Annotated in this window: 11 protein-coding genes; 6 read left to right on the top strand and 5 right to left on the bottom strand. The window is 36.7% G+C overall.

What is annotated here, in order from left to right; all coding sequences use genetic code 11:
• Window positions 1-94 precede the first annotated feature (94 nt).
• The 5 genes from DEU40_RS01090 (at window position 95) to argS (ending at window position 11208) form a co-directional block, all read left to right on the top strand.
• Window positions 95-3142: a SusC/RagA family TonB-linked outer membrane protein gene (locus tag DEU40_RS01090; protein ID WP_110008136.1), complete on the top strand. Its 3048-nt coding sequence runs from the start codon at window positions 95-97 to the stop codon at window positions 3140-3142.
• Between the two features lie 17 nt (window positions 3143-3159).
• Window positions 3160-4590, top strand: coding sequence for a SusD/RagB family nutrient-binding outer membrane lipoprotein (locus DEU40_RS01085; protein ID WP_110008135.1), 1431 nt, complete (start codon window positions 3160-3162; stop codon window positions 4588-4590).
• 289 nt (window positions 4591-4879) lie between these two features.
• Entirely contained in the window at window positions 4880-7879 is a 3000-nt protein-coding gene (locus DEU40_RS01080; protein ID WP_110008134.1) for a SusC/RagA family TonB-linked outer membrane protein, read from the top strand.
• Between the two features lie 12 nt (window positions 7880-7891).
• The gene (locus DEU40_RS01075) at window positions 7892-9316 is read left to right on the top strand and encodes a SusD/RagB family nutrient-binding outer membrane lipoprotein (protein WP_110008133.1); all 1425 of its coding nucleotides are present in this window, start codon (window positions 7892-7894) and stop codon (window positions 9314-9316) included.
• 131 nt (window positions 9317-9447) lie between these two features.
• The gene (argS, locus tag DEU40_RS01070) at window positions 9448-11208 is read left to right on the top strand and encodes an arginine--tRNA ligase (RefSeq protein WP_110008132.1); all 1761 of its coding nucleotides are present in this window, start codon (window positions 9448-9450) and stop codon (window positions 11206-11208) included.
• Window positions 11209-11333: 125 nt separating this feature from the next.
• On the opposite strand, the gene DEU40_RS01065 is transcribed toward argS, so the two are convergent.
• From DEU40_RS01065 to ccoN, 5 genes are all read right to left on the bottom strand, one after another.
• Complete coding sequence (locus DEU40_RS01065; protein ID WP_110008131.1) at window positions 11334-12275, bottom strand: YihY/virulence factor BrkB family protein; 942 nt, start codon at window positions 12273-12275, stop codon at window positions 11334-11336.
• A gap of 1 nt (window position 12276) precedes the next feature.
• Window positions 12277-14604, bottom strand: coding sequence for a BamA/TamA family outer membrane protein (locus DEU40_RS01060; protein ID WP_110008130.1), 2328 nt, complete (start codon window positions 14602-14604; stop codon window positions 12277-12279).
• Window positions 14604-19631 (bottom strand): translocation/assembly module TamB domain-containing protein, encoded by a 5028-nt coding sequence (locus tag DEU40_RS01055; protein ID WP_110008129.1) that lies wholly within the window; start codon window positions 19629-19631, stop codon window positions 14604-14606. Before DEU40_RS01055 ends, DEU40_RS01060 begins: the two co-directional genes overlap by 1 nt.
• A gap of 290 nt (window positions 19632-19921) precedes the next feature.
• A complete protein-coding gene (locus DEU40_RS01050) occupies window positions 19922-20809 on the bottom strand; it encodes a cbb3-type cytochrome c oxidase N-terminal domain-containing protein (protein WP_110008128.1) in 888 nt (295 codons plus the stop codon).
• 19 nt (window positions 20810-20828) lie between these two features.
• Window positions 20829-23108: a cytochrome-c oxidase, cbb3-type subunit I gene (gene ccoN, locus DEU40_RS01045; protein ID WP_110008317.1), complete on the bottom strand. Its 2280-nt coding sequence runs from the start codon at window positions 23106-23108 to the stop codon at window positions 20829-20831.
• A 183-nt stretch (window positions 23109-23291) separates the two neighbouring features.
• Here ccoN and DEU40_RS01040 point away from each other — a divergent pair, with 183 nt between their 5' ends.
• Entirely contained in the window at window positions 23292-23585 is a 294-nt protein-coding gene (locus DEU40_RS01040) for a helix-turn-helix domain-containing protein (protein WP_110008127.1), read from the top strand.
• Window positions 23586-23846 lie beyond the last annotated feature (261 nt).

Below are 23846 nucleotides of genomic sequence, written 5' to 3'. Positions count from 1 at the left end.
TTATGTAATGTTGAAATATTGTTATTTTTTTTGTTTTTTTCTTTGTGTTATTAAGAAAGTTTTACAAATTTGTAGCGTACAAAATTAATTTGATATGAAGAAAATAACAATGAGTCTTCTTGTTGTTGTATTATCTTCTTCCGTTGCAATTGTAAATGCTCAGCAGAAGAAAAATGATACAACTTCACAGACTAAAGAAATTGAAGGTATAGTCGTTACTGCACTTGGGATCAAGAGAGAAAAAAAATCTTTAGGTTATGCATCCCAGGAAGTTAAGGCGGATAAACTTTTTGATGGAACTACAAATACGGGGAATATAGCCTCTCAGTTATCTGGTAAAGTTGCTGGTTTAAATGTAACAACCACTTCTAATTTTGGAGGATCCTCAAACTTGGTTATTCGAGGGGTAAAATCTTTAGGTGGGAGTAATCCTTTAATTGTAATTGATGGGTCTCCAGTAAATAACTCATCTACTTCCTTTGGTAATCAGAATGGAGGATTCGATTTAGGTAATGCCTTATCAGACATTAATCAAGAAGATATAGAGTCTGTAAACGTTTTAAAAGGAGCTGCAGCTTCTGCTTTATACGGAGAAAGAGGACTTAATGGGGTAATTGTTATTACAACAAAGAATGGTAAAGGAAAAGACGATAACTCCTGGGGGGTTACTTTATCATCCTCAGTTCAGGCAGGTTTTATAGATAAATCTACATTCGCAAAATACCAGACTAGATACGGAGGAGGTTATGATCCATCATTTTATTATGGAAGCGCAGCAGATGGTAAAGACTATGCTAACTTCGGAGAAGATGCATCGTGGGGGCCAGAGTTTGATCCAAATTTATTAGTTTATCAATGGGATTCGTTTGATCCGACATCTCCAAATTATAAAAAAGCAACCCCTTGGGTAGCAGCAAAAAATGGACCGCTTAAATTTTTTGAAACACCGATGTCATTTATTAATTCCATTTCCTTATCAAAAGGAAGCAAAGGATTCAATTTTAATCTGACATACGATAATAACATGTCTAGTGGTCTTTTACCAAATTCAGATTTAAGAAAAAATACAATTTCGGCAAAAGTAAATTACGATTTAAATTCTAAATTACACGCGACAGTCTATACAACACTAACAATACAGGGAACGACAGGTAGAACAGAAACTGGTTATAATGACAATATTGTTACAGGTTTCAGACAATGGTGGCAGACAAATGTTGATTTGGAAGCTTTGAAGAATGCTTACTTCAATAATGTTGGAAATCCTACAGTTGCTAATAATTACGGAAATGTTACATGGAATAGAAAAAGTGGATCAAATGGAAAACCTGCCTTTTGGAACAATCCATATTTTCAGAGATATCAAAATTATTCTACTGATGACAGAACAAGAACATTTTCGTATGCTCAGTTAACTTATGATGTAAATGATCATATTAATATTACAGGTAAGCTTAGTTATGACAATACTAATTTAGTTTTTGAAAGAAGACTGGCTGAAGGCTCGTATCCTCAAAATTTTGGTGTTTCAGGAAAAGCTATAGGTTCTGGATACCATAGATATGATTTAAGTAGAAGTGAAACAAACTTTGATTTATTCGCAAATTATAAATATGATATTACTTCCTGGTTAAACATCAGTGGTATAGTTGGAGGAAATGTAAGAAGAAATCATGAGAGCTCAATCGAAGCATCAACGGAAGGTGGTTTAATTAAAAGAGGATATTATTCATTAGATAATTCCAAGGCTCCTTTATTAAATCCGGTGGAATTTGAAGCAACAGTACAAACAAACAGTTTATATGCAACAGCTTCATTTGATTTTAATAAAGTATTCTATTTGGATGGTACAATTAGAAGAGATGCAAGTTCAACTTTACCTGATGGTAATAACAAATATACTTATGGATCTGTTTCCGGATCTGTAATTTTATCTGAACTTCTAAAATCTGAAAAATCAGTAATGAATTTTTGGAAAGTAAGAGGAAATTATGCCGAAGTAGGAGGAACAGCTGATCCCTATCAATTAAAATATTCGTATTATACAGCAGGTTATTTTAATACAGGAAATGGAAATATCAATATCTACAGACCACAAACAATTCTAAAAAATGAAAACTTAAAACCTCAACGATCCAGAGAATTTGAGTTTGGTACTGAGGTTCACTTTTTAAGAGACAGAATTGTTCTTGACGGGGCCTACTATGATACAAAGACATTTGACCAACTTATCACTCCTGATATTTCAGCTGGTTCAGGAAAACTTGGGGCAGCAATCAATGCTGGACAAATTAACAATAAAGGTATCGAATTACATTTAGGAGTAAGTCCAATAAAAAGTCAAGATTTTGCATGGGATATAGATGTCAATTGGGCTAGAAACAGAAGTAAGGTTGTAGAGCTTGATGCAGGTCTGCAGGTATATCAACTCGTAGGCTTGGTAGGAGGTGCTTCCATAGTTGCTTCAGTTGGAAACCAATGGGGAGATATCTATGGTAGTGATTATGTTTATTTGAATGGCGAGAAAGTGGTTGATCCTGATACAGGATTGTACCAAACAGAAAGTAATAAGGTAATCGGAAATGTTCAAGCTAAATGGACCGGTGGATTAAGAAATTCATTTAGATATAAAAATTTCTCATTAAGTTTCTTAATAGATGTTCGTCACGGAGGGGATGTATTTTCATCAGATATGTATTATGGATTAGCGAGTGGATTATTCCCTGAAACTGCAGTTGATGGTTACAGAACAAATATACCTGTATTAGCTGGAGTTAATCCTAATGGCCAGGTAAATACTACACCAGTTAACACAGACGTAGTTAATCCTTTAGAATATGGTAACAATCCAAATGATGGTTATGCTATTGCTCCTGACAAAAGATTTGTGTATGATGGATCTTTTGTAAAGCTGAGAGAAGCTAGTATTACTTATTCTCTTCCTAAGAGTATATTAGCAAATACCTTTATGAATGAGGCTAAAATTTCTATTGTGGGTAGAAACCTTTGGATTATTCATAAGAATCTTCCATATGCTGATCCTGAATCATCTCAAATGGGTGGATTGTATTCATATGGATCATCTGTGGGAGCTCTTCCTACAACAAGAGAATTGGGTGTTAATTTTACCTTTAAATTCTAAAAATAAAATTTATTAAAATGAAAAAGTTTAAAAATATATTATACGCTGGAGGTGTTGTTGCTTCGTTATTATTGTTTAACTCATGTCAAAGCGATCTTACCTCTCTGAATGAGGATCCCAAGCACCCTTCAACTGTACCAACAGGGAATTTATTGGCAACAAGTATGTTTCAAGGATTCTATTATATGTATACGGGTAGTGTAAACTTTAATAATTATCGTTTTTTTACGCAACAATGGACAGAGACAACCTATGTACAGGAAACCAATTATAATTTGACTACTAGAGCTCAGCCAAGAAACCATTTCCGAAGAATGTATGTTTATACATTAGCTCCTCTTGAGCAAGCTAAAAAAGATCTGCCAACAGAGATTAATGCTGATCCTGATGTAGTTAATAACAAATGGGCTACTTTAGAAATTGCTTCTATTTTTGTTTGGGAAAATATTGTAGATACATATGGTAATGTACCTTATAAAGAGGCTTTGCAAGCAGAAACTATTAAGTCTCCAAAATATGATGATGCTAAATCAATCTATCTTGATTTAATAACAAGATTAGATGCAGCAATAGCAAAAATTAATAAGACTAAAGCTGGTTACCCTGAAGATCTTGTTTACAAAGGAGATATGAATAAATGGGTTAAACTAGCCAATTCAATTAAATTAAGATTGGCAATTAATCTTGCAGATGTTGATCCTGCTACATCAAAATCAGTAGCAGAAAGCGCTATCACTGGTGGAGTAATTGATTCAAATGATAGCTCTTATTCATTGAAGTTTGATGGAAATACTTTTACAAATCCATTATTTGATGATTTGGTTGCATCAGGTAGGAATGATTATTTGCCTTCTAATGTTATTGTAAATCCAATGAATACGAAATCAGACCCAAGAAGAGCAGCATATTTTACTCAAATAGGAGGTACTTATAAAGGAGGTGTATATGGAACTTTAAACACATTTGCTAATTTTTCTCATGTAAATCCTACTTTTTTAACAGGTAATGCTCCTGCAAACTTGTTAAGTTATACAGAAGTTTTATTCCTAAAAGCCGAAGCTGCAGCAAGAGGATATAACGCGGGAGGAACTGCAGCTGGTCTATATGCTGCTGCCGTTACTGCGTCTATGACAGAAAATGGTATATCTGCAACAGATGCTGCAGCTTATATATTAGCTAATCCATATAATGCTGCAAACTGGAAACAATCTATCGGATATGAAGGATGGGTAGCTATGTGGAATAACCCTTTTGCTGCTTGGAATTTTGTGAGAAGATTAGATAGTCCTGTACTTACTGCTCCGCCATCATCTTATATTGGAGGAATGCCTTACAGAATGCCATATTCTGATCAGGAATATGTAGTCAATAATGCTAACGTTTCAGCAGCTGCGAATGCAATTGGTGGAGATAAAGCAACAACAAAACTTTTCTGGGATAAAAATTAAAACGTATTAACAACATTCATATTATACCGCCTTCGGGCGGTTTTTTTTATTTAATAATATCATTTATTTAATAATTAAATTATGTTAAGCGATTAAGTAAATTGAATTATTTTTTCTTATTTTTTAAAATAATAGTATTTTATTTATGTATGTGAATTTTTTGATTTAAAATATTTGTTAATTATTGTTTTTTATTGCTTATTTATGATAAATTTTTATTTTTTTTAACATTTTTATTTGAATTATTGAATATATTCGGCAAATTTGTACGGATATAAAAATAATTGATATGAAGAAACTAACAGCAAGTCTTCTTGTTTTAGTACTGACTTCCTCTATGGCTATTGTAAGTGCTCAGGAGAAGAAAGATACAATTAAAGCAAAAGAAATTGAAGGGGTGGTGGTAACTGCACTGGGTATTAAAAGAGAAAAAAAATCTTTGGGGTATGCGTCGCAGGAAATTAAAGCAAGCGCTTTGTCAGACGGAACAACAAATACAGGAAATATTGCAGCGCAATTATCAGGTAAGGTGGCCGGTCTTAATGTTACTACAAATAACAACTTTGGAGGATCTTCCAATTTGGTTATAAGAGGGGTGAAGTCGCTTGCGGGCGGAAATCCGTTAATTGTTATTGATGGATCACCTGTTAATAACACCAGTACTCGGGAAAACTCAATTGATTACGGTAATGCTCTTTCTGACATCAACCAGGAAGATATTGAATCCATTAACGTATTAAAAGGAGCAGCAGCCTCAGCCCTTTACGGTGAAAGAGGGTTAAATGGAGTAATTGTTATTACAACTAAAAATGGAAAAGGAAAAGATGATGGTTCTTGGGGTGTGACGTTTTCCTCAGCAGTACAGGTAGGATTTATTGATAAGTCTACTTTTCCTGAATATCAGACAAGATATGGTGCCGGTTATTCTCAAAAATTCGGTACACAGGCTTCTGATGGTTTGAATAATGCGAATTTTGGAGCAGATGCTTCATGGGGACCTAAATTTGATCCTAATTTGCTGGTATATCAGTGGGATTCATTTAATCCTTTATCCCCCAATTATCAAAAAGCAACTCCTTGGGTGGCCGCTAAGAATGGACCGATTAAATTTTTCGAAAATCCAGCCTCATATATTAACAGCGTAACGTTAGAAAAAGGGCAAAAAGGAAAAAACATTAGTTTTACCTATGAAAATATGATGTCCGATGGGTTAATACCTAACTCCCATCTTAATAAAAATAATTTCTCTTTAAAGATTAATTATGATCTAACGCCTAAATTGCATTCGTCTTTCTATTCAACAATAACTTTACAGGATACTAAAGGTAGGAGTATTACGGGGTATTCAAACAATATAGCTACCGGTTTCAGACAATGGTGGCAAACTAACGTAGATATTGATGCTCTGCAAAACTTATATTTTGCAAACGTAGATCCGAATGTAGCCAATGCATCCAATAATTATGGTAATGTTACATGGAACAGAAAGTCAGCAGCAAACGGGGCACCCGCATATTGGAACAATCCATATTTCCAGGCCTATCAGAATTATTCTTCAGACAAAAGATACAGAAATTTCACTTATGGGCTGGTAACATATGATCTGTTTGATAATATTTCTGTTACCGGAAAAGTTTCATATGACAGATCAAATCTTATAGCGGAAACTAGATTGGCGGTTGGTTCTTTGCCTCAGGCTTTTGGACAATCAAATAACACCATTGGTTCTGGATATGGAAGACGTGACATACTACAGACGGAGACCAACTATGACTTAATGGTGAATTACAAATTTGATATCACGGATAATATTAATCTTTCCGGAGTTGTAGGAGGAAATATACGTCGAAATTATTATAATTCAGTCTATGCATCAACAGAAGGAGGACTAATTGTACCTGGGATTTATGCCCTATCCAACTCTAAAAAGGCACCACTAGCTGCGGATGAAACTGAGTATACAATACAAACTAACTCATGGTACGCAACAGCTTCCTTTGATTTTTATAAAAAATTCTATTTAGATGCAACATTCAGGATAGAAGAAACATCAACACTTTTAAAAGGTAATAATGTTTTCAACTACCCTTCGATTACAGGATCATTAATTATGTCCGAAATTCTAGATACCAAAAGGTGGATGAATTTCTGGAAAATAAGAGCAAATTATGCTCAGGTTGGAGGATCTGCTGCTTCTTATCAATTATTTAATAATTATAGACCTGCTGGAATTTTATCTAATCAAGGAATTTATAACTCTATTTTAAATCAACCTTACCCAGGCCTGCAACCGCAAAAGGCCAATGAATTTGAAGTTGGAACTGAAGCACATTTCTTAAAAGACAGAATAACGGTTGATTTTGCATATTATAAAACAAGAACTACTCCTCAGATACTTTCTCCACTTCCTACTTCTGCAGCTATAGGATATACAGGTAAAATATTCAACGCTGGTAGAATTGATAATAGCGGGGTTGAAGTACAGCTAGGACTAGTGCCAATAAAGACAAAAGATTTTACTTGGAATATTGATGCAAACTGGTCAAAAAATCAGAATAAAGTAGTAGAATTATATCCGGGAATTAATAACTATCTATTAAATAGTTTTCAGGGTGGGGTGTCTTTAAATGCCAGAGTTGGTGAAGCTTGGGGAACATTGATTGGTGCTGATTATACCTATTTAAATGGACAAAAAGTTATCGATCCTAAGACAGGAAAATATTTACAAAACCCAAATCAGGTGATAGGTAATACTACCCCGGACTGGATTGGAGGTATTAGAAATAGCTTTAGCTATAAAGGTTTCTCTTTAAGCTTTTTAATTGATATGCGTAAAGGAGGGGATATATTCTCAACAGATATGTATTATGGATTGTCATCCGGTCTGTACAAAGAAACAGCTGAAGGAGATTTCAGGGATAAACCTATTGTTTTACCTGGTGTTCTTCCTGACGGTACTCCAAATAATATCGCATTATCACCATTTGATAACAGCGGTTCTACAGGATATAAAACACAGCCTGCAAGCGAATTTGTTTATGATGGATCTTTTATTAAGCTTAGAGAAGCAAGTATTGGTTATATGCTTCCAAAGTCTTTACTGGCAGGTACCAAGATTTATGATGCCAAGATTTCAATTGTAGGTAGAAATCTGTGGATAATTCATAAAAATTTACCATATGCTGATCCTGAAGCCATGGTAGGCGGCGGGCTTAGCTCTTATGGATGGTCAATTGGTTCCATGCCTACGACAAGAGATTTGGGTATCAATGTTACATTTAAATTCTAAATTACTTTAAAAATGAAAAATATTATAAAAATAAGTTTGGTGTCTGCATGCATTGGGTTGGCTTTAAGTTCATGCCAAAGTGATTTGACTTCTCTTAACGATGACCCTAAGCATCCATCAATTCTTCCGTCTGATAATTTATTAGCTACGGCCTTATATCAGTCATCTTATTATATGGATAATCCCAGTGTGAATTTTAATAATTACAGATTCTTTACACAACAGTGGGCAGAAACACAGTATCCGGACGAAACTCAATATAATTTGGTGACCCGAAATCAGCCTCGTAATCATTTTAACAGAATGTATGTTTACAGTATTAATAATCTGAAACAAGCAAAGGTTAACCTGGTAAAAGAAGTAGAACCAGATGAAAATGTTAGAATCAATAAATTGGCTACTTTAGAAATTGAAGAAATATTTATTTGGGAAAATATCGTGGATACTTATGGAGATGTTCCTTATTCTGAGGCTTTCAAACCTGATGAAATATTAACCCCTAAATATGATGATGCCAAGACTATTTATCTTGACTTGATCAAAAGAATTGATGCTGTTACGGCTACTATAAAACCTGCCGCTACCGGTTATGGTGATCTGGTTTATGGAGGTAATATGACCAAATGGAAGAAATTTGCAAATTCTATCAAATTAAGATTAGGGATAAATTTAGCAGATGTTGATCCTGCATTGTCAAAAACTACCGTTGAATCAGCAATAGCCAGTGGGGTTATTTCTTCTGACGACGACGCTTACAAATTTAAATATGACGGCGGAACTTTCTCAAATCCGGTATTTGATAATTTAGTAGCATCAAATAGAAATGATTTTTTGCCTAGTGAATTAACAATCAATACTATGAGTTCTCTTTCCGATCCAAGAATGGATGTGTGGTTTACCAAAGTAGGAGGAGTATATAAAGGAGGAGTCTTTGGAGAGCTGAATGATCCATACACTAACTTCTCTCAATTAAGCTCTTATTTCAGAAGTGCTACTGCAGCATCCAACCTTTTTAGTTATGCGGAAGTAGCCTTCTTAAAAGCAGAGGCTGCTGCAAGAGGTTATTCAGCAGGAGGTACAGCAGCAGAGCTTTATGCAATTGCAGTGAAAGAATCTATGAGGGAGAATGGTGTAAGCGCTGCTATTGCAGATGCATATGTGCTTGCACATCCTTATAATCCGGCAAACTGGAAACAGTCTATAGGTGTACAAGCTTGGATTGCTATGTTTAACAAAGGATTTGCAAGTTGGAATTTTACCAGACGTTTAGACTATCCGATTCTTGTGAATCCTCCGAAGTCAAATTTATCTTCTGTACCTTATAGAATGCCTTATTCTGATCAGGAGTATGTGTTAAACGGAGATAATGTGAAAGCTGCTGGTACTAAAATTGGCGGAGATAAGGCCACAACAAAGCTTTTCTGGGATAAAAATTAACACATATTTTATTAACATTCATATTATACCGCCTTCGGGCGGTTTTTTAATTTCCGTATATTTGTACTTCAAAATTTTGAAATGAAATGCGGGCTATTACATGTGGCCTTTGAAAAAATAAGTATGAACACATGAATATTAAAGATATTATAGAAGAAAAACTTTCAGAGGTTATTTTAAATGTATATCAGTTAAAAGACATCAAATTGGAAGTTCAGGAGAATAAAACGGAATTTGAGGGTGATTTTACTATTGTCACTTTCCCGTTGGTCAAACAATTGAAAAAAAATCCTGAGAGTATCGGGGTTGAATTAGGTGAAGCGTTAACAGAACAGACGGAACTTTTCGAAAGCTTTAATGTAGTAAAAGGTTTCCTGAATGTTAAAGTGAAAAACCAGCTGTTTGTGGACAACTTCAGATCTGTAAGCAAAAATTTCTCTACTATAGCAAAGAAAAATGCCACGGTAATGGTAGAATATTCTTCACCAAATACCAACAAACCATTGCATTTAGGGCATATCAGAAATAATTTATTAGGATTCTCAGTCGCTCAGATTTTAAAAGAGGCCGGATATGATGTAATTAAAACCCAGATTATCAATGACAGAGGTATTCATATCTGTAAATCTATGCTGGCATGGGAGAAATTCGGGAACGGAGCAACTCCTGAAACAACCGATACCAAAGGAGACAAATTTGTTGGAAACTATTATGTAGAATTTGACAAAAATTATAAAAAAGAAATTGCGGAGCTTGTAGCACAAGGGGTAGGAGAAGAGCAGGCTAAAAAAGATGCTCCGGTAATGAAGGAAGCTCAGAAGATGTTGTTGGATTGGGAAAATGGAGATGAAACTGTAAGAGCGCTTTGGGCAGAAATGAACTCATGGGTTTACAAAGGATTCAATGAAACCTATAAAAGATTAGGTGTTGATTTTGATCAGGTTCAATATGAAAGCAATACCTATATTTTAGGAAAAGATCTTATTCAGGAAGGACTGGATAAAGGAGTTCTGTATCAGAAAGAAGATGGTTCTGTTTGGTGTGACCTTACCGATGAAGGTCTTGATCAGAAGCTGTTACTTCGTTCAGACGGTACTTCAGTCTATATGACTCAGGATCTTGGAACGGCAGTTGAGCGTTTTAAGCAAAATGATATTCAGAAACTGATCTATACTGTAGGAAACGAACAGGATTATCACTTCCAGGTTTTATTTAAGATTCTTAAAAGACTGGGGTATGAGTGGGCAAATCAGTTATTCCACCTTTCTTATGGTATGGTTGAACTTCCTGAAGGCAAAATGAAATCCCGTGAAGGAACCGTTGTAGATGCAGACGACCTGATGGCAGAAATGCATGAAACGGCAAAATTAAAAGCTATAGAACAGGGAAAACTTGAAGGTCTTTCAGAAGAAGCAAAAGTAGCTTCTTATGAAATCATTGGAATGGGAGCACTCAAATATTTCATGCTGAAAGTGGATCCTAAGAAAAAGATGTTGTTCAATCCGGCAGAAAGTATTGAATTTAATGGAAATACAGGACCGTTTATTCAATATACCTACGCTCGTACGCAGTCTTTGCTGGCAAAAGCAGATTACCAGTATAAAGAAATATCGGATGTAACTTTAAACCAGTATGAAAAAGAACTGATTATGCTTTTGACCAGTTACAAAACAATTGTTGAAAGAGCAGCAGATGCATTGAGCCCGGCCCTGATTGCCAATTATGTTTATGATCTGGCTAAATCTTATAATTCGTTCTATCAAAGTAATATTATTCTGAAACTGGAAGATGAGAATTTAAAACAATTCCGTTTAAATATATCAGATCTCACAGCAAAGACGATTAAAAAATCGTTGGAACTCTTGGGAATCGGAACCGTAAACAGAATGTAAAAATAGAAAGAAAGCCTCCTGAAATTTTTCAGGAGGCTTTCTTTCTATTTTTTATATATCAATAATCTCGCATCAGAAATATCCCGGATCTCAAAATCTCGCAACCCGAACCCTGTAACCCAAATCTACGTTTTATCATTACTTTCACCCTGCATCTGTTTCAGACTATCCGCGTACAACTTAGCAGGAGTCCATCGTGCATGTTTGGAAAGAACTACTTTATAGCCCTTTTTGTAGGTATACACTTTAGTAAATTCTGCACCAAAGAATATCAGCATACAGGAATAATTGATCCACATCATAATCAGAATAACTGTTCCGGCAGCGCCAAAGGCTGAAGTAGGTTTTACCTGGTTAAAATAAAGACTTAATAAAAATTTTCCGAGGGTAAATAAAACCGTTGTCAGAAATGCTCCTTTCCATACCGGTTTCCAGCTGATCAAAACATCAGGCAGTACTTTAAACATTAAGGCAAATAACAGCATCACAAGGCCAAAACCTACGGCGAAATTGACAAATTCTACCAGCATATAGGTCTCAAAACCGAAATACTGGGTGATAATTGTATTAAACAGGCTGATCAGAGAAGATAAAATCATGGTGATCATCAAAAGAAATCCCAGAATAAGAATCATTCCTAAAGAATTCGCCCTGTCCAGTAAAAATTTCACTAATGCTTTTTTGGGAGCAGCTTCTACTTCCCAAAGGGTATTTAATGAATGTTGCAGCTGGAAGAAAAGAGTAGTGGAACCGAAAATCAGTGATCCGACCCCTACTGCCTTCATAAAAATATTCTTTTTGTCGATCAAAGCGCCCGCCAGCATTCCTTCAATACTTTTTGCCACATCCGGACCCATAATACCGCTGATCTGTGTGCTGATCTGCCCGCGGATCGCTTCCTCTCCAAAGAAATTTCCAAGTACCCAGATAATAATGATCAATAAACCCGGAATAGAAAAAATGGCATAATAAGCAAGGCTTGCCGAATCTTTTGATGCGGAAGAATTGTTCCATCCTGTAAAGGTGTCTTTCAGAACTTCCCAGAAAAATTTGGCAGTTTTAATCATATTAAAATGGATATCCAATGGCAATATTTAAAACAAGATTATCTTTCCTCCAGCTTGAGTCTCCGAAGTTAATTTTATCGAAGGCCCATCTGTCTCCTTTCTGATAGTAAGGAACTCTCAGTGGCATGGCAAGATCCAGTCTTAGAATCAGGATTGAAAAATCCAGTCTCAGACCTACTCCGGCTCCCACCGCAATTTCATTTAAAAAATCTTTTGAAAACTTAGCCCCGGGTCTGTTTTCATCATCGTGAAGCAGCCAGATGTTTCCGGCATCTACAAAAACGGCAGCATTTAAGAACTTATAAAGATTGGCACGGTACTCTGCATTTAATTCCAGTTTGATATCCCCGGACTGGTCAAAATAAGCCCCCGGTTCTATCGTTCTCGGATCAAAACTTCCCGGCCCTAATGTTCTTGCACGGAATGCTCTGATACTGTTACTTCCTCCTGAAAAAAACTGCTTGGAAAAAGGAATAAACTCCGAGTTTCCATACGGATAGGCAATCCCTCCGATAAATCTTGTTGCCAGAGAAGATTTTTCAGTAAACTTATGATAGAACCTGAAATCATTTTCAATCTTTACATATTGGCTGAAAGGAATACCAAATATTTTCTTTTCCTTATCTTTTTTTACATCAGCTCCTGTGGCCAGACCAGTGATATTTCCAGCAAGATCAAGCGTACCTTTATAATAGACGGTGTTGGTCTTTGGAAGCATGGTATTGGTATAGGTGTAAGAATAGGTAGGACCGAAAATAAGCTGTTTATCAACAATTCTTTTCATAGCAGGATTTGTTGCAGATTTAATTTCATATTCTTCTGTAACCTTTGCTGGAGATACTAGCGTAATATCAATCACCTTCAGATCATGTTCTTTTCTTGCATTTTCTTTCCATACATATCCGAATGATCCGGTGAAATTATTTAAGGTATAATATTGTGTTCTGTTCTGGAATTCATATCCCAATGTGATATTCGTTCTGGGAACAAATTCACTGGAAGAATGAAAACGGAATGGTGCTACAATTCTTGGGATTGAAAGCTGTACGTTTGTTCCTGCACGGAAAATATTATTGGCATTCTGGGCACCTCCCATCTGGAAATCAAAAGCTCCGTAGATGGCTGCTTTAAACTGTTCTGCACCTCTGAAGAAATTTCTGTGGGTCCAGTTCAGGTTCAGCTCACTACCCGCATAGTTGGCGGAATTGGTTCTTCCCAAAGCTTCCAGACGGAGTGATTGTACCTGTCTTGGAGTCAACAAATAATACGCATCAAATTTATGGCTTAAAGAATCAGATACAATAAACTCGTTTTTTACAAATTTGAATACTCCCAGACTGATCAATCGGTTCAGGGTAAGATTGTGGTTGGAACGGTTGTAAAGATCTCCTTTTTTAAAATATAAGGCTCTGTCAAAAATCTTCGGTTTGAATTTATGCTGCGGATCAATGACATAAATATCGTCAAAACGGTATTTGGAAAGAGAATCTTTATCCATCGGGATGCTGTATTTACCATCTTTCACATCCTGAATATTGTAATTGGGAAATACAATAACATTATCAATACTGAACTGCTGCGTTGCCAAATCAGGCGTGTTGTCCTTCAGTTTTACATTAAGCTCAACTTTATGATTCTTACTCACCGTACTGTCGGCCTGCACGATAATATTATCAGGATGGAAATAATAGAAACCTCGTTCCTTTAACCTGTTGTCAATTCTTTCTCTTTCTGCTTTGATGACATCCAGATCAAACGGTTTTCCGTTTTTAAGAAGAGTTTTATCCGTAAGGTTTTGAATTTCCTGATTAACCAGTGTTGAATCTTTCTGGAATTTTACACCGTCTATCAGATATCTTGAGCCAGGCCTTACTGTATAAATAACCTGAGCCTTTTTGTTCTTTGAAACGGTGTCATACGTTGCTCTGGCATTGAAATATCCTTTGTTTTCAGAATAATTTTCAATGATATCTTTATTGAACTCACGATCTACATCTCCCAATAATACTGGTTTTTCACCCACTTTATATTTAAGCCAGTAATTAAAACCTTTGTCTTTTTTAGGCTCTTTGGCTATGTTATAGAAATACAGCTTTGGGCGCAATCCCAGGAATGTAGAATTAGGCTTTGGGGTGAGATTTGCTTCCAGTGCAGACTCAAGACCTTTTTTTTCTTTTTTGGAAATTGTATCATTTTCAATCTTTACTTTGGCTCCCGTATAGAGCATCTGGCCTTCTTTCAAAAATCTGGTGTTGCTGCACGAGATTACCGTGGATGCCATTCCGGAAACCAACAGATACTTACAATATATATGGAACTTACTATTCATTATTTAAATTCTACCACTTGGTTATTTTGATTTTTTTTCGGCTTCTTCTCTTTGGATTTCTGGAAAATCTCCCGGAACTTGTCATAATCCAATGTAATAATAAATCCGACTCCGGTCTCTATGATCTGTCCCTGAAGTGCTACCTGATATTCATCTTTACGGTAAGCACGAAGCATATACCTTCCGTCTTTGGAAAGGCTGTAATCTACAGAAACATTCCCTGCAATATTCGTCATGTTTTCATTCTGACGAGCCTGGCCTTCCAGTCCGAAATTACTTCCTACCGTCACTTTCAGACGATCGTTCAGTAATTTTTTGCTGATATCTACATTCAGGTCGGTTCTGGTGTTTTTTTCTCCGGTGGAATAATCTTCTGAAGAATCAAGACCAAAATTAAGATCTACTCCTTTAATCAGCCCTGCTGCAAGATTATTCAGCTGCTGGGACAGGATCTTACTTACACTCTGCCTTGCCATGGTCTCTGCAGACATTCCGGCACCGCTTTCAAATGGATTTTCTCCGATAAAACGGTTCAGAAGCAATAAGGCAAACACCTGTTTGTTCAGCTCAGACTCCTGGGTTCTGATCTGGGCCAGCTTCTGATCTACAACATCTTTTACATTCGTAGATACAGAATTATTTTTTTCATCAGTAGTAATATCGAAAGTAAGCTGAGGTTTCAATAATTCCCCTTTCATTTTTAACAAGGCATTAAAAGGAACCCTCTGCTTAAACTGATTCATCGTTGAGGCACTCTCTCCACTGATCTGCTGTTCCACAAGGTCAATAGGCGGAGCTTCTGTTTTATAAACGGCGGTAATATCCATTTGAGCCATCGTAGGTTCACCTGTCCATGTAATGGTACTGCCTTTCTGGATGTCAAATTTACGCTTCAGGAAACTTACCGAAAGATCATAGCTTCCTTTTTCCACTTCATATACACCTACCAATGTGGTTTTTCCTGACGGATCTATTCCTCCGGTTAATTCTGCTTCACCCTGAAGCTGTACAAAATCACCATTGGCTTTATCAATGATCAATGATAGTTTTGCCTCTTTGCTGACTTCAATATTAACACTTACATCCATTCCTTTGATACGGCTCTGTGCATTAAGAGAATCAGCTTTGATCGTCTTGTTTAAAACCACCTGATCCTGATCCACAAATTCTACAATACCATCTCTCTCCTGCAGAGAAGGACTGGATTGAGGCAGAACAAAAGTGAAATCGGTGTTGTCTGCCACGCTCAACCTTCCGTCTACCTTTGGAAGATCAAGGTTTCCGCGGATATGAAGGCCGGCATCAATGGCTAGAATACCATACATGATCGCATCATTGGATTTCTCCGAATTAACTACTTTAAAATCTTTTGCATTTACATTAAGGTTAAAAGCAAAATCCCTATAGGTTTGCGTAAGAACCTGCCCATCCACTACAAGGGCATTTCCGTCTTTATCTTTGATTTTAAATTGATCAAACTCTATTCCCTGACGGGTAAAGTCTATTTCATCACTCAGATGTCTGAAATCACTGCCCGTTTTGGCAATTTCCAATCCGGCATCATTGAATTTTACTTTTCCTAAAATATTAGGTTTGTCACTGGTTCCGGTAATCTTTAAGTTTCCTGAAAGATAACCTTCCGTATTGGTAATGGCATTCATGGAGAATCCCTGAATACTCTTCATCTGAAGCTGGTTGATCGCCATATTCAGGTCGAAAGTACTGGAAGAGGTATTATAATCCCCAAAGATTTTTACGTCATTGTTATTTCCGGAAAGGGCAATATCTGCATTTAAAACCTTCGGTGAAGCATTGTTTACTTTTACAGCAAGGTCTCCGACAGGACTTCCATAGACAATCAGATCGGAAATATTCAGGTCCGAAGTGAAGGTCATATTTTTAGTAACATCCCGAAGCTGCGCCGTACCATTGATCGTTCCTCTTGCCAGGACTGTATCTTTTTTGATAAGTTCCGTAATGGTTTCAATCTTGAAATCTTTCAGTGAAATGTTCAAAGGGCTGCCTGGGCTGCTGCTTTCAGATTGAACAGCGATTTCACTGCTGCCATTAGACAAGATGAAGTTATCCGCCAGAATTCCTTTGTTGCTGATCTGAATTTTATTGTTTTCAGCAACATTCCAATCCGTATAATTGAGCTTAAGTCCGTTCGGGTTAAGAGATATTTCGGTAATGTCATTCAACGATTTTGCATTTCCTGCAATCAGGAACTGAGTGGCATCTTTCTCGTCTTTTGTAGTAACGTTGTACCGGATGGTATTGTCCGCAACATCTCCGTCAATATTGATTTTATTTAAAGAAAAACTTGAGCTTTTCAAGGCAGCAACATTCAGGCTGTATTGTAATGCCTGATTTTCATTCGTTACCTTTAAAGCCCCTTTTTCAATGGTATTTTCACTATATAATAATCGTGGAATTTGTCCGTCAATTTCAATTTTCTGAGAATCTGCATCATAATTCCCGACAAGATTAATGGTTTCAAAATCTTTCAGATCCGGAACAAATTTTCTGATCAGATCGTCATTTTTAATCTTTGCAGTAAAGTTAAAATGCTGCCCCGGATCAATTTTTTGACTTTTATCCGGTTTCTGGAACTGGTAATACTGATTGACAGTTTGCGTTAAAGCTCCAAAAATCTGGGTAAGCTTATATTTACCTTTCAGTTCCACATCTGCAATCTGAGAATTGAAAACAATTTGTGTGGAATCCTGTGTAGAGGAAGCTTTCAGATTGACTTCCTGTACAGGATAGACCTCTTTCGTATCCGAGAATGCGAAATCCTTAAGGTTGAGATATCCATTCAAATTATTCGGATCTAAATTAGTGAAATCTCCATCAATTTTTCCGGCAATGATCATCGGTTTTTCATAGAAGCCAAGTTTGTTGACATCAAGCTTAATAACTTCCCCGTTTACTTTTACCGTAGGATTTTTTTCATCATAAACTCCTGAAGCGGTCAGCTGCAAACTGGCATTCGGGTCTTTTGAATCCAAAATCACATGATAAGCTCCTTTTTTGATCTTTCCGGTAAGGTTCATGTTTTGGTAACGATATCCTTTGTAGACAGCGGAAGCAACATGGCCTTTTAAGTCGGCACTGGCATTTTTGAAATCAAAACTTTCTCCTTTGGCGGCAATTTGTGCCGTAACAGGACCAATATCTTTATTCTGAATGATTTTTCCAACCTGTATTCCCTGCAGATTTGCTTTCACATCATACAATTCATGATTCTTTCTGCGCATGTCTACCTGCGCGATGATGGCAGCGTTCCCCAAAGTAGAGTAGAGGTTAAGATCTGTATTCACCACTTTCGTTGTTCCTTTTGCATTTCCTTTGATGCTGAAATGGGAAGGAAGCGAAATATTCGAAGGAATTGTATTTTTAGGGACAAGATTGAATATCGTTTTAGCATTGGATGAAAATTCCCCGATTCTCAGATCATAATATAACTGATCCGGATTCATCGCATTTTTGATCCTTCCGGAAGCCATTACCCTTAGCTGATCCAGCCCTGAAACTTTGAGATCCTGAATTAAAAGATCATTCACGCTTCCTTTTACATTCGCATTTACATTCAGGATAGCATTCGGATATTTATTGAACGGAACCGTATTTCTCAATGTCGGAACCAGATTCAGAATATCGGAAAACCCTATTTTTGAATCTTTGATATTGGCTGAAATCTTTACAGCGCCTAAGTTTGAGCTAAGCTGGTCGATAGAATTATAGTTTAAAACAACCTCATCATGCAGTATTGTTTTTGGAGTCTGCAGATAAAGATCTTTAAGATAAGCCTCCTTTTCAGCATACACAAAATCGGTATTGAACTTTTGAATATCCAGCCCTCTGCCTTCTTTGATTTCTGCTGAGTTTACTGTTCCTGCAAAGGTGTTGTTCTCCATTTTGAAGCTTCTCACCTCAACGTTCATCTTTGAAAAATTAAGGTGGTTGAAGTCCATTCCCTGTTTAGTAGGAGCGATAGCGGTATTGTTATAATTGACCTTTACATCGTTCAAAACAAGTTTTCCTAAGAGGAGTTTCATGGCTTTATCCTGATCAGAGGCTTTGGAAACTTCAGGTTCTTTGGTTGTTTTAGGATTGGCATTCTGAGCGGGAAGATAAAGATTGGCATTAATGTCTGCTCCCGAAAGAAAAACATTCGCTACGTTGAAAGCGTTGTTTTCAAGATCCAGTTTGTTGACCTTAGTGCTAAGTTCTTTGAATATAACTTTTGCAAATGTTTTGGTGTTTTCATCGCCGTAATCAATGTCGAAATGAGTAAGCTTGATTCCTCTTAAACCAATATTCATAGGCTTTTTTTCATTAAGAGAATCTACTTTTTTCTCCACCTTGTTGGCAACTTCTTCTACAAGTCCCTGCTTTAACTTTAATTTTAATCCGTCGAGATTGATATCATTAACAGCATACTTATTTTTGCTGAGATCAAAAGTTTTGACTCTGGTATCGAATGACTTAAAATAGAGCTGAATATCATTCTTCGATTGCTGGTCGTTAAATGTTACCCCAACATCTTTTAAATTGATTTTATCAAGGGAAATAATAAAAGGTTTGGATGGGCTTTCTTCTTTATCACTGGAAGCAAAAGCATCAATGATATAATCAAAATTGAATTTGCCGTCCGGTTTCCTCACTACATTGGCACGTGCTCCTTCCATTTCAACAGAAGTAATATCTGCCGTAGAATTAAGAAGCTTCAGCATATGTAAACCTACATCCAGTTTCTTCACTGCCAGAAGAGTATCTACGTCCTGTCCTTTGAGATAAAGGTTCTCCATGACAAGGCTGTTCGGGAATCCTATATAGACTCTTTCCAGGCTTACGGGAGTTTTGATTTTTTTCTCAAGGTAAACAATGAGTTTGTCTTTGATGAAATTTTGAACGGCTGGAAGCCTTAAGCTTAGTATCAACAGGGTAAGAAGAACCAATATTGAAATAAAGGTTATTACAATACGCCTTAAGAGTTTTGTGGTGTTGATTTTCAGTTTCAAATGCGATGAGGTTTCTAACAAAGATAACAATACTATTTTATTTGGTCTTTGTTGTGGTACCCTTTGCGAATGCAAAAATCCTGCCTTGGCTGTCTTATTATGGAATTTTTAGTTTGTAGTTGTCAAGTGAATAGTTGAGTAAGACGAGTCAAGGCAGGGATTATTATGTTTAAAAAACGCCCCCTTTTATCATTTTTTAATGTTGAAAAGGTTAGTTAGCAAAAATGAAATTCAAATGTTAGTAGCTGTGAAGGGGGCGTGGCATGGTTTATTGATAGATAATAATAATTTTAGTTGTTTCCGTTCTCCCATTTCACTTCTTCTCCCTGAGGAGCTGCACCACCTTGTGCCGTTGTGATAGGAGCGGTTTCCTGATTGATGTGATAAATATAAGCGGCAATTTTCTCTGCATCTCTACCGGTAATGGTTCCTTCTTTAATGAAAGGTCTCATGGTAGGATTGTTTGGAGAGCCGTTTTCAAGCATCCAGAATACATTTTTAAATAAGCTTTTTTCTTTAATATTGATCCAGTGGGTATCGGTAAGGTTCGGACCTATACCTCCTTTTCCTCCATCTCCGTGGCAGGTCACACAATTCGTTTTAAAAAGTTCCTGTCCTTCAGCAATATTATCAGCACTGTATTTTGCAGATTCCAGATTGATCTGAGGCGCCGTTTTCTCATACTCTTCTATGGAAGCCAGCATGGTTTTTGTTTCCTTCGTGTATTCTGCATCCGGATGGGCATAATCTGTAAAAGAGAAGGCTACCAGATATACGGCACAGAAAATACATCCGAACCAGAATAAGCCAATCCACCATTTCGGAAGCGAGTTGTCCAGCTCTGTAATTCCATCAAAACCATGGTCGATAAGAATATCTTTTTCTTCTGTAGCGCTTTGTTTTTTGAACGCAGAGTTCCATAATTTCTGGTAATAAGGAATCTTTTTTTCTTCCAGATATTGTTTTTTTTCTTCCTCGGATAATCTGTTGAAACTTTCATTTTCTACCAGGTCACCAATAGAATTCATGATCAGCAGCAGGATAATGGCAATTAGTATCAGTGCCCAGAAAAAAGGAGAAGAAAAATATCCTGAATCTCCGGCAAACATTTCAAAGGCCATGATCGTTAAACCTATCGTTGTTGCGATATATATTGAAATGGGGGTTCTCGTTTTCATTGCAGTTTAATTTTAAATGTTACTCTACGCTTGCGGTTTGTACCTGTGTTGTTTTGATGTCTGTACCTAATCTCTGCAGGTAAGCAATCATGGCTACAATTTCTCTTTGTTCAAGTGGAACATAGGCAGATCCTTTTGCTGTTTTTTCTTTAGTCATCTGATCTTTTACATCCGTTGCTTCAGAATAAATTCTCTGTACAATTGCTTTGGACTGGTTGTCCGCCCATTGGCTGGCAGAATCTATCTGAGCTTTTGTATAAGGAACATCGAAGACATTTTTCATCAGTTTCATTTTATCCACCATTTGTGTTCTGTCCAGTTTATTACTGATTAACCATGGGAAACGTGGCATAATGGAACCGGCAGAAGTAATTCTTGGGTTATACATGTGTTTGAAGTGCCATGAATCCGGGTTTCTTCCTCCTTCTCTGTGAAGATCCGGTCCTGTTCTTTTAGATCCCCATAGGAATGGTCTGTCGTATACGAATTCTCCTGCTTTGGAGTACTGTCCGTTTTTCCCTTCAAATCTTACGACTTCATCACGGAAAGGTCTGATCATTTGTGAGTGGCATGAGTTACATCCTTCACGGATATATAAGTCTCTACCTTCCAGTTCCAGTGGCGTGTATGGTTTTACGGCAGTAATTGTCGGAACACTTTGCTTCAGTGACAGTGTAGGAACAATCTCCACCAATCCACCAATTGCTACTGTAATGAAAGCTAATACAGAAAGAAGAGTAGGCGTTCTTTCCAGCCAAAGGTGTAAGCCTTCACCTTCTTTTCTTGAACTTCCGATATTGGCTAAGGCAGGAGCTTCTGCAGGAACTTCTTTCTGGAATGAACCAGCTTTGATTGTTTTAATAACATTTACAACCATCAGGATAGCTCCTGAAAGATAAAATAGTCCTCCTAAGAATCTCATTTTATAGTAAGGAATGACAGCTGTTACAGTATCCAGCCAGTTTTTCCATAATAAGGTTCCGTCCGGGTTGAACTGTTTCCACATCAATCCTTGCGTAAATCCAGATATATACATTGGAACTGCATAGAAGATGATTCCTAAAGTTCCCAGCCAGAAGTGCCAGTTGGCCAGTTTTTTAGACCAAAGAGATGTTCTCCACATAATTGGAACCAGGTAATAAACAATTCCGAATGCCATAAAACCATTCCATCCGAGTGCACCAATGTGTACGTGTCCGATAACCCAGTCTGTATAGTGACCAATTTTATTTAATGATTTTGTAGCGAGTAAAGGTCCTTCGAAAGTAGCCATACCATAGCATGTAACCGCTACTACAAAGAATTTAAGAATCGGATTTTCTCTTACCTTATCCCAGGCTCCTCTTAAGGTAAGAAGGCCATTCAGCATTCCTCCCCATGACGGAGCAATAAGCATAATAGAGAACCCTGTTCCTACCGCCTGAGCCCATGCCGGTAAAGCTGTATATTGCAGGTGGTGAGGCCCGGCCCAAAGATATACGAAGATCAGCGACCAGAAGTGAATAATGGATAGTTTGTATGAGAATACCGGTCGCTGAGCTGCTTTTGGCATAAAGTAATACATAAGACCTAATACAGGGGTGGTTAATACGAATGCAACCGCATTGTGCCCATACCACCATTGTACTAATGCATCTTTTACACCTGCATATACAGAATAAGATTTCCAGCTTGTGAAAGATAATGGAACTTCCAGGTTATTGAAGATGTGAAGCATTGCTACAGCAAGCCAGGTTGCCATATAGAACCAGATGGCTACGTACAAATGTCTTACTCTTCTTTTGGCAATAGTTCCGAACATATTGATTCCGAAAATGATCCATGAGAATGCAATTAAGATATCGATGGGCCATTCATGTTCGGCATATTCTTTAGAAGTATTGATTCCCATAAGGAACGTAATAACCACACTGACGATCATCAGCTGCCATGACCAGAAGTGAATCCATGAAAGGGTGTCACTGTACATTCTGGTTTTAAGAAGCCTCTGCATACTGTAATAAGCACCGCAGAAAAAGGAATTACATACAAAAGCAAAAATTACAGCACTGGTATGAAGCATTCTAATCCTTCCGAAGCCCATGGCTCCCTGTGTATTGATCAGCCCCTGAATATTACCTGAAGCCAAGCTTTTAATAGTTGTATCATCCGTACCGAATAAAAATTCAGGCAATTCAGGATAAAAAAGCATCAATGCAGCTGTAAGCCCCAGCAGAAATCCTACAAGTCCGAATGCGATAGTCGCATAGAGGAATGCTCTGACAATATTATTGTCATAATTAAATTTTTGCGTCTCCATAAATTCCAATAGTGTTTACCGAAGTGATATTTTCTCTGAAAAAAGCGTATTTTTAAACCTTTTCTATGTTGAAAATAAATATCATGTAACGTGTGTAATGTTTTGCCAAAGGTATTTATTAACTTTGTTAGAGGCTAATAGATAATCTTCTAAAATATACCGAAAACTACTAAAACAAAAACGATGAAAGTATGTGGACAAAATATCAGGAAAATACGTAGGAGCAAAGATCTTACGCAGGAATACATGGCCTTTGAAATGGGCATTTCCCAAAAGGCATATTCCGATATTGAGAATTCCAAGGTGAAGATCAACCTGGAAATACTGACTAAAATATCTGATATTTTAGACATCAAGCCATCTGACATCTGCAGTATTTCGCATAAGTGCGGAAATGATGAATATGAAGATAAATACCAAAGTTTGTTGGAATATATGAAAAAGAATAATATTTCCGTTCCGAAAGAATTTTTATAAACCTTAATTGCTTAGATAATTTCTTAAGAATGATCTCTTTTCAAAAAATAGAAAGAGATCATTTTTTTTTGATCTGAATGAGATGTTAAATATTAATGTTGACGGGCTAAAATTGAATCTTAACTACAATCGTTAAAACTATTTTTGTAACTGTATTCCGAACTTTATCTAGAATGATGTAAAAAGAAAATATACGGATGAGGCCGGATTCTCAATTTACCCCTGAGAATGTGAATTTCTCTGAAAAGTTTTTATATATTT

Source organism: Chryseobacterium sp. AG844 (assembly GCF_003182335.1).
GTDB lineage: Bacteria > Bacteroidota > Bacteroidia > Flavobacteriales > Weeksellaceae > Chryseobacterium > Chryseobacterium cupriresistens.
The sequence above is the reverse complement of the archived record's forward strand: the minus strand, read 5'-3'. Positions and strand labels throughout refer to the sequence as shown.

What these genes read in the sequence shown, in the direction of transcription:
- DEU40_RS01090 (WP_110008136.1), top strand. Translation starts at nt 95, where the DNA reads ATGAAGAAAATAACAATGAGTCTTCTTGTTGTTGTATTATCTTCTTCC.
- DEU40_RS01085 (WP_110008135.1), top strand. Translation starts at nt 3,160, where the DNA reads ATGAAAAAGTTTAAAAATATATTATACGCTGGAGGTGTTGTTGCTTCG.
- DEU40_RS01080 (WP_110008134.1), top strand. Translation starts at nt 4,880, where the DNA reads ATGAAGAAACTAACAGCAAGTCTTCTTGTTTTAGTACTGACTTCCTCT.
- DEU40_RS01075 (WP_110008133.1), top strand. Translation starts at nt 7,892, where the DNA reads ATGAAAAATATTATAAAAATAAGTTTGGTGTCTGCATGCATTGGGTTG.
- argS (WP_110008132.1), top strand. Translation starts at nt 9,448, where the DNA reads ATGAATATTAAAGATATTATAGAAGAAAAACTTTCAGAGGTTATTTTA.
- DEU40_RS01065 (WP_110008131.1), bottom strand. Translation starts at nt 12,275, where the DNA reads ATGATTAAAACTGCCAAATTTTTCTGGGAAGTTCTGAAAGACACCTTT.
- DEU40_RS01060 (WP_110008130.1), bottom strand. Translation starts at nt 14,604, where the DNA reads ATGAATAGTAAGTTCCATATATATTGTAAGTATCTGTTGGTTTCCGGA.
- DEU40_RS01050 (WP_110008128.1), bottom strand. Translation starts at nt 20,809, where the DNA reads ATGAAAACGAGAACCCCCATTTCAATATATATCGCAACAACGATAGGT.
- ccoN (WP_110008317.1), bottom strand. Translation starts at nt 23,108, where the DNA reads ATGGAGACGCAAAAATTTAATTATGACAATAATATTGTCAGAGCATTC.
- DEU40_RS01040 (WP_110008127.1), top strand. Translation starts at nt 23,292, where the DNA reads ATGAAAGTATGTGGACAAAATATCAGGAAAATACGTAGGAGCAAAGAT.